General features: G+C 31.8%; 6 protein-coding genes. 5 read left to right on the top strand and 1 reads right to left on the bottom strand.

Annotated features, from left to right (window positions below; translation table 11 throughout):
• Nucleotides 1-111: 111 nt before the first annotated feature.
• The 3 genes from BUB08_RS19740 to BUB08_RS20185 all read left to right on the top strand — a co-directional run bounded on the left by BUB08_RS19740 (nucleotide 112) and on the right by BUB08_RS20185 (nucleotide 6,062).
• Entirely contained in the window at nucleotides 112-1,530 is a 1,419-nt protein-coding gene (locus tag BUB08_RS19740) for a hypothetical protein (RefSeq protein ID WP_073003653.1), read from the top strand.
• 211 nt (nucleotides 1,531-1,741) lie between these two features.
• Nucleotides 1,742-3,391, top strand: a complete 1,650-nt coding sequence (locus tag BUB08_RS19735) for a leucine-rich repeat domain-containing protein (protein ID WP_073003652.1) — start codon at nucleotides 1,742-1,744, stop codon at nucleotides 3,389-3,391.
• Nucleotides 3,392-3,395: 4 nt separating this feature from the next.
• Nucleotides 3,396-6,062 carry a UvrD-helicase domain-containing protein gene (locus BUB08_RS20185; RefSeq protein ID WP_083570892.1) on the top strand — a complete coding sequence of 889 codons (2,667 nt, stop codon included), beginning with the start codon at nucleotides 3,396-3,398 and terminating at the stop codon, nucleotides 6,060-6,062.
• Nucleotides 6,063-6,159: 97 nt separating this feature from the next.
• On the opposite strand, the gene BUB08_RS20710 is transcribed toward BUB08_RS20185, so the two are convergent.
• Nucleotides 6,160-6,294 (bottom strand): hypothetical protein, encoded by a 135-nt coding sequence (locus BUB08_RS20710; protein WP_262493958.1) that lies wholly within the window; start codon nucleotides 6,292-6,294, stop codon nucleotides 6,160-6,162.
• Between the two features lie 30 nt (nucleotides 6,295-6,324).
• Here BUB08_RS20710 and BUB08_RS19725 point away from each other — a divergent pair, with 30 nt between their 5' ends.
• The gene (locus BUB08_RS19725; protein ID WP_175550060.1) at nucleotides 6,325-6,771 is read left to right on the top strand and encodes a radical SAM-associated putative lipoprotein; all 447 of its coding nucleotides are present in this window, start codon (nucleotides 6,325-6,327) and stop codon (nucleotides 6,769-6,771) included.
• Nucleotides 6,768-7,883, top strand: a complete 1,116-nt coding sequence (locus BUB08_RS19720) for a TIGR04133 family radical SAM/SPASM protein (protein WP_073003650.1) — start codon at nucleotides 6,768-6,770, stop codon at nucleotides 7,881-7,883. Before BUB08_RS19725 ends, BUB08_RS19720 begins: the two co-directional genes overlap by 4 nt.
• Nucleotides 7,884-8,078: the final 195 nt, after the last annotated feature.

The raw sequence follows: 8,078 nt of genomic DNA, 5'->3' as shown, positions 1-8,078 counted from the left end.
ATGAATAATCCCGGAATAATAAATCAACCCTTAACCGGCAGAAATCAATCTAATATTACAAGCCCTGCAATGGGTTTTTAGACAGACTGCCGTTAGGCTTAATTTTGAAAAATGAAAAAACTGACTATAATATTAAATACATTCCTTATTGTTAACTCCATCCTTGCATCTGGAAAAAAGACAGAAGACATTAGGGGTAAATGGTATTTAAAATCAATAGTAATTGATGGCGTTTCTAAAAGTCCTGCTGAAAGTGTTTCACCATATATTTATTTTGGATATGATTCAAGTAATAGATTTTCTCATTGGGGTTCATTTTATATCATGGATGGAAAATACAAATTCAGTGAATCTTACTCGTTCGAAAGTTTCTATCAATTAGAAGTTGACTCTCTAAGACTTGTTGGACCAAGAATAGAAGGTCATCTTGGAATTAAAGGAGCTACTTTTGATTTGCGTAACGAATTACATGGAACATTTAAGTACAGTATCTCAAGTAACAAATTACTGCTTGAAAACGAGAAAATATCTCTGTATTACGAAAAGGATTCTGTTATTAATTATGGACTTGAAAAAGTAGCAAACTCACCAGACTATGGTTTTGATAAAAAGTTGATAGGTAGCTGGCGTTTAGTAAAAATGAATGTTCCAGACTCTTTGGTGGAAGAAGTCAACAGCAGCATAGAAAAAGCTTATAAACTAAAAAGCAACCAGGGATTTCCTCAAAAAAAACGACCCAAAAAATTAATTGAAATGGGAAAACAAGAAGTTCAAGACTTCTTACAACATGGAGGCTGGTTTGTTAATATTGGCGATTTTGTTGAAAAAGCTAGTTCTTATGATACTTTGAGTTATGGCAATTTTTTAGGTTTCAACGATGGTTGTAATGGCTGTGGAGGGTACATCAAGATTTCTAACGACATTTTAAAAACATACAGAATAATGTGTACTTCGGTTTATTGTTTTCCCAATTTTACAGAAACTTTTAAAAATCAAAAAGTATTTAATAACGCTACTTATCATTTTAATTCCGATACTTTAATAATTGAAGCTGAAGACAGAACTAGTTTTTTTGTTCCTTCAGAACAGACACCTACATTAAAAAAATATGATTATACGAGTTTAGATAAGTTCTACCAGCTTGTAGATTTAAACATTGAAAATAAGGAGTTGGAAGAAACTATTTTGAACCTAATACCAGACAATGAAATATATTTCCACCTCAACGGCGGTTGGGGAGTCAACCCAAAAAATAACAATTGTTCAGGAAAAAAGATGGAAATATTCCTTTATAATAATGAGAACTACTACATGCAAGAGTTAATGGAAGTAATTCATGAGAATGGTGGAAAGCTTCAAGATACGTTTAACTACAACTGTGTTTTTATACGGAAGGAACATCGAATAAATCAATACTTGGATTTCGAAAAACTATTAGGGAAACAGTACATTATAAAAATTGAAGGAAACAATCTCACTTTTAGCTCACAAGACAACCGTAACTTCCTGTACCTTAAATCAAACTACTAATGAAGAAAAAAATAATATGTCCTTAAATGAATAAAAAACTAAGCCTAACACAGTACATATTGCAGGGCGGGGTTCGGTGGTACGCCAACTGCGGATTCTCGCATCGCAGTTCCGTGTCCTTCGGACAGGAACGCTCTCCGAAATCCGCCCCGACAACATGTACTAACCGTTACCGCCAAGTGTGAAAAAGACACTACCACATATCTAAATAATGAGAAAAAAAGAGAAAATCATACATCTTGAACAAGCAGGAACTTTGAAAAACTTTATTTCGGAGACTGAGAAAATGAATATTACTCATTTGAAAATCTCAGGATTTTTAAATTCCAAAGACTTTGATTTTCTGGACGACATGTGTTCTAGTGAAGTTGAATTTGATGAAGATGATAATCATTCAATATATTTTAACGAACCACCATTTTTAACTGATTTAGATTTAGGAGATTGTTATTTGACTGACAAACCATATTTAGGCGACTTTACATATTATTCAAAACTGGGAAAATTTGTTTGTCCTAAAAACCTTGAAGGAACAAGCGATGTAGAGGTTTTTGAAAACTCTATGCTATTAAAGTCAGTTGTTATCCCTGAGACTTTCAAAGAATTTGGGTATGGAACTTTCATGAATTGCGAAAGCTTGGAAGAAATAAATTTTCCTGACAAACTGAAAAGAATTGGAAGTTTTTCATTTTGTAATTGTACATCATTAAAACCAATTAAAATACCTGCTAATGTTTCAATTATTGAAAGCGCTGCATTTAGTGGATGTTGCAATTTTGAGAAATTTGAAATTGAAGAATCAAACCCACATTTTTCTGTATTAGACGGAGTACTTTTTAATAAAGACAAAACAAAACTTATCGCTTTCCCCAGTGGCTTTAAAAATAAACATTATTCAGTTCCTGAAAATGTGGAAGTAATTGGAGATGGTTCATTTCTTGATTCTTTAATTGAGTCAATTACATTCCCTTCATCATTGAAAATAATTGAAGGTTGGGCTTTTCGTTTTTGTAAAAACTTAACGACAATAGATATTCCTGATTCGGTAACTGAAATTGGGGAATTAGCATTTGAATTTTGCTCAAATATTGAAAAAGTAAAGCTTTCTAATAAATTGACTGTCCTAAAACGACAGACTTTTAGCGGTTGTGAAAAATTAAAAGAATTATACGTTCCAGCGTCTGTTAAGTCAATAGAGGAAACTGCCTTGGGGTGGACTCATAATTTAGAGAATTTAGTTTTAAATAATGGATTAGAAGAAATTAAAGACGACTTTAAATTCACTAAACTTAAAAAATTATTTATTCCTAAAACAGTTAAAAAAATACAATCAGGACTTGCGATATTAGGACGTTCTGAATTTCATAAAATCGAATATGAGGTAAGTAAAGAAAATCCACACTTTTGCGTAATCAATGGTTCTCTTTACAACAAAAATAAGACACGATTAATAGCCGTTTTCCCGACCGATAAAAACCAATTTATTGTACCAGATGGTGTTCAGATAATAGAAGATTTTGTTTTTGCTGACCTTGATTTAGAACAAATTAATTTACCCGACTCTATCACTAAGATTAAACACCGATGTTTTGAAGATTGTGCTCATCTAAAAAAAATTAGATTACCAATATCACTAAAACATATAGATTTTCGAGCATTTGATAATTGTAAAAGTTTAGGCGTGATAGAAATTGAGGCAATAAAGCCACCTAAAATCACAAATCCTTCTGCTGATGGTTGGAAATTTGTTGGTGATGCCAAGAACTTAACTTTGTATGTGCCAAAAGAAAGTTTGAATGAATATAAAAATGCATTTGGTTGGAAGGACATTAAAAACATTGAAACTTTAGGAGACTTCTAAATAAATGGCGTTAGAGCAAAAACATATAAATCTCTTTGAAAAGCTTCATAAACTTTACATCTCTGAAAGTGACAAGGAATACTTTCAAAACAAATATGAAGAATCAGAAGAAATCGCAACCGAACTTTCCAATAGTGCGGCTGCATTACGATTATTATCTGAATTTGTAACTAAGCTGGATTGTCAAGGGATTGGTTTTGATAAATTATCTGAATTTCAAAAAACGTTTAACCTTTGGCTTGAAACCAAATCATGGAAAGGTGTTGGTCATATTACAAATTATAGAGCTTTAATAAGAAAACAAAAGGAATTTGAGAAGCTAAGTCTTAATGGTTCAAGCGACCATCTTGATTTTTTGATTCACAAAAACAAAGGAAATCAAAGTAGTCTAAAATTTAATGATAAGCACATTAAAATATTTCAAAATAGCTTTCAAATTCAAGACTTTGACCTAACATATCAAAACTATCTTAGAAATTGTTCAGAAAATGAATTGGAGCCTGTATCAAAGGCGACAGTTTACAATTATTTCAAAAAGTTTGAAGACGAACTTACCGAAAAAATTAAGGCATCAAATCTTGATAATCTACATTCTCAATTTATTTCTCTTTCTGACTTTGATATTTTTCATTCAAAATTTAACAATGACGAAAAAATATCAGCGGAATTGGTTAATTCAGCAGCATGTTTAATGATGTTGAATTACCCAAATCTAAAGTCAGAAATAAAACATTTGGGTTTTAACACAAAAGAGAGTTTTTTAAAAGAAACTCTTTTGTGGTTAAAAACTAAAGATTGGTACGGATTAAAAAACATCAACAATCCCGCCACACTAAGACACAAGGCTGCTAACTTAAAAAATGCACTAAAACAAGGAAGAGAAGAAGGTTTATTTGTATTGTGTAACAAACAAATTGGCAACAAGAATGCCTTTTTATTTAATAAGCAACATCAGCAAATAGTTTTAGCCCTAGTAAAGACAAACAACTATCCTTCAAAAATATCTTGTTACAAGGATTATGTGATAAAATGCAAAGAACAACATCTTAAACCGTTAGGCGAAGGTACTGTTTCCCAATTTTTGATTGAACAAAAACTTTTTGAAAACCATCAATATTCAGCTCGCACATATTCAAAACCAGAACCGATTAAACTTACAGAAGAACAAATTGCAATCTTAAATTGCGACAGAAATCTGAAAATAAATGCGGTAGCAGGGTCTGGAAAAACAACAACGCTATTAGAATTTGCAAAGTCAAGAAATAAAAACTCAAAAATTTTGTATTTAGCTTTTAATAGGTCAGTAAAAAATGAAGCACAAAAGAAGTTTCGAGCCAATGGCATTAAAAACGTTGATATTACAACTGCACATTCATTAGCATATAGACATATCGTAGGAAAGGAGGACAAACATTTACTTTCAACTGAAATTTCTCCAATTGAAATACTAAACTCATTAGAGATTGATTACGACAGCGAAAATAAAAGTGATAAAATTATTTTAGCATCACATATTAATCGCTTTTTTACTTTTTATTGTAATAACACGACTAACCAATTTTCGGAACTAAATTATTTGGATATTGTATTTGATGAAGAAGCTCGCTCTTTTGCTTTACAACATCTTAAACTAATCAATAAATACGCTGAACTGCTTTGTCAAAAAATGGATACTGGAGAAATGCGATTTACTCATGATTTCTATTTGAAAAAGTTTCAACTATCAAATCCAAAATTGGATTATGATTACATCTTTTTTGACGAGGGTCAAGATGCATCCCCAGCGATGTTGGATGTTTTTCTAAAGCAAAATTCAAAGAAAATAATTGTTGGGGACAGTAACCAACAAATATATGGTTGGCGATATGCAATTAATTCACTTGAAAGAGTTGACTTTGAAGATTATAACCTCACACAGAGTTTTCGATTTAATAATGGGATTGCCCATCTGGCAGTAAAAATTATAGAACAAAAAAGAAACATAGGAACATACAAACCTATTAATATCATCGGTTTAGGGAATACAAAGCAAATACAAACAAAGGCAACACTTGCACGAACGAACCTAAAATTGCTTGAAATGGCAATAGACGATGTTTATGAGAAAAAGAAAGTAAAATCAATTTATTTCGAGGGTCATATTTCAACTTATAAATTTGGAGAGAGAAACTCAATAATTTCGGATGTATTAAGCCTTTATTCTAAAAAGAATGAAAGAATTAAAAATCCACTAATTAAGGAGTTTAGCAACTTTAAAGACTTGATTTATTATTCAAAGAAAACAGAAGATAACGAGTTAAATATGCTAATCAATCTTGTTATTAGGTATAAAGGGAAACTACCTGCTTTAATTAATGGTCTGAAGGAAATACATTTAACAAACTCACAAAAGAATAACGCTGATATGATTTATTCAACTGTTCATAAATGTAAAGGAATGGAATATGATGAAGTAATTATAGCAGACGATTTTATGACAGAAAAATCAATTGTTGATTTCTACAAAGAAAATAACGAACGATATAATAGAAACAAACTAAATGAAGAGATAAATTTACTATATGTGGCCGTAACAAGAGCAAAAAATAAAGTTCACATCCCAGATGAATTAATTCCAAAGGACAAGTCAATCGGGATAAGAAAAAATAATGCGAAAACTAAATCTTCGTAATCAAAAATATAGCAGACAAAAAACAATATTTGAATAAATGTAAAATGACTGAAAAATAAACACCAGGCGGTAACACGCGGTATAGTTAATAAGGGTTTCAGTGGTTTTCGGGGCGCACTAACCCGCTCCAAAATTCGTAGTAACTTGACAGGAAAGAAGCCCGCAATCCCTTACTAACCATACCGCCACCGTTATGGGCAAGCAAAAGCAACCATCGTAACATAATAGGCATCTATAGAAAAGATTAAAAAATATGAAGAACATGAAAACATCAATATTTAAAAGATTTAACGGCTTGATAAGTTTTTTCCTGTCAGTTTTGGGATTTGGTGCTGCATGTAGTTTGAGTAGCTGTGAATATGGTACTCCTGCTGTTGAATACGGAACACCATATGCAACATTTAAAGTGAATGGAAATGTTAAGTCTGAAGTAACTTTTAATTCAATTCCAAACATTAGAGTAGTAATGGGATTTGACACAACATTTACAGATGAGTCAGGCAATTATCAAATTTCAAACACAGATTTTCCTGACGACCAGACTTTCTTAATTGAGTTTAAGGATATAGACGGAGAAACTAATGGAGATTATCAACCACTTGATACCATTGTGGAATTTATTGACCCTGAGTTTTTAGGAGGAACAGGCAACTGGGACAGTGGAGAAACAGAAAAAGAAGTAAATGTAAAACTCAAAGACAAAGAATGACCGTTAAGAAAATCTCCATCAAAAAGAAACTTGCACTTAAATTGTACAATAGATATCGTGCAAATGAAAAAAAGATTCATCAACTAAATTATATTTTTTGGGAGTGTACATTAAGGTGTAATTTAAATTGTATTCATTGTGGTAGTGACTGCATGAAGGATTCGTCAATCAATGATATGCCTAAAGAAGATTTCTTTAAAGCTTTAGATGAAATTACACCTGACATTATACCAAATAAAACAATGATTGTTTTAACTGGTGGAGAACCTATTTTACGCAAAGATATTTCCGAAATTGGAAAAGAACTTTATAAAAAAGGATTTCCCTGGGGAGTTGTTTCCAATGGAATGGGTATGCAAGCTCCAATGATAAAGAGTCTTCTTGATTCTGGAATTAGAGCAATAACAATAAGTCTTGATGGTTTAGAAGATTCTCATAACTGGCTTCGTGGGAATAAGAATAGTTTTAAAAATGCAGCAAATGCAATAGCCATTTTAAGTAAAACAGAAGGATTGCGATATGATGTCGTAACATGTGCAAATCAAAAAAATATAAATGAACTTCCAGAACTTTACAAATTGTTGCTAAAATTAGGATTAAAGGAATGGAGAATCTTTACAATATTTCCAATTGGCAGAGCAAAAGAGAATGAATTACTTCAACTAAAGCCAAATGAATTTAAAGGGCTATTTGATTTCATTGAAAAAGTCCGTAAAGAAGGAAAAATAAAGTTAAACTACGGCTGTGAAGGATTTTTAGGAGATTATGAAGGTCGAGTGCGAGATAACTTTTTCTTTTGCCGAGCAGGTGTTAATGTTGCTTCAATACTTGTAGATGGTTCTATTTCTGCTTGCCCAAATTTGCGTGACAATTTTATTCAAGGAAATATCTACAAAGATAATTTTAAGGATGTTTGGCAAAATAAATACTCAATGTATCGCGACAGAAGTTGGACAAAAACAGGAATATGTGGCGATTGCGGTTATTTTAATTACTGTGAAGGAAATGGTCTGCATTTAAGAGATGAAAAAACAGGAGAACTATTATTTTGTCATTTAAAACGAATTGAAGAAGGAGAGACAATGCCAGCCCATAACATTTTGTATAAGTAATGGCAGGCGATGTGGTAAATATCAAGGTTTGTAGCCCGCTTAAACTGCTTAGCGGTTTGACAGGAAAGTGCCACGCAATCTGCCACTACTCATACAATTTACCGTTATAGGCAATGTTGAAATTCAAAAATGCAGTATAAGTAAAATTCAAAAACATGAGAAATATTATCTATCTTCTACTTTGCTCTTTATTTT

Origin of the sequence: Mariniphaga anaerophila (assembly GCF_900129025.1) — a bacterium.
GTDB classification, from domain to species: Bacteria; Bacteroidota; Bacteroidia; order Bacteroidales; family Prolixibacteraceae; genus Mariniphaga; species Mariniphaga anaerophila.
Note: the sequence above shows the minus strand (reverse complement) of the source record. Positions and strands in the feature narration are given on the sequence as shown.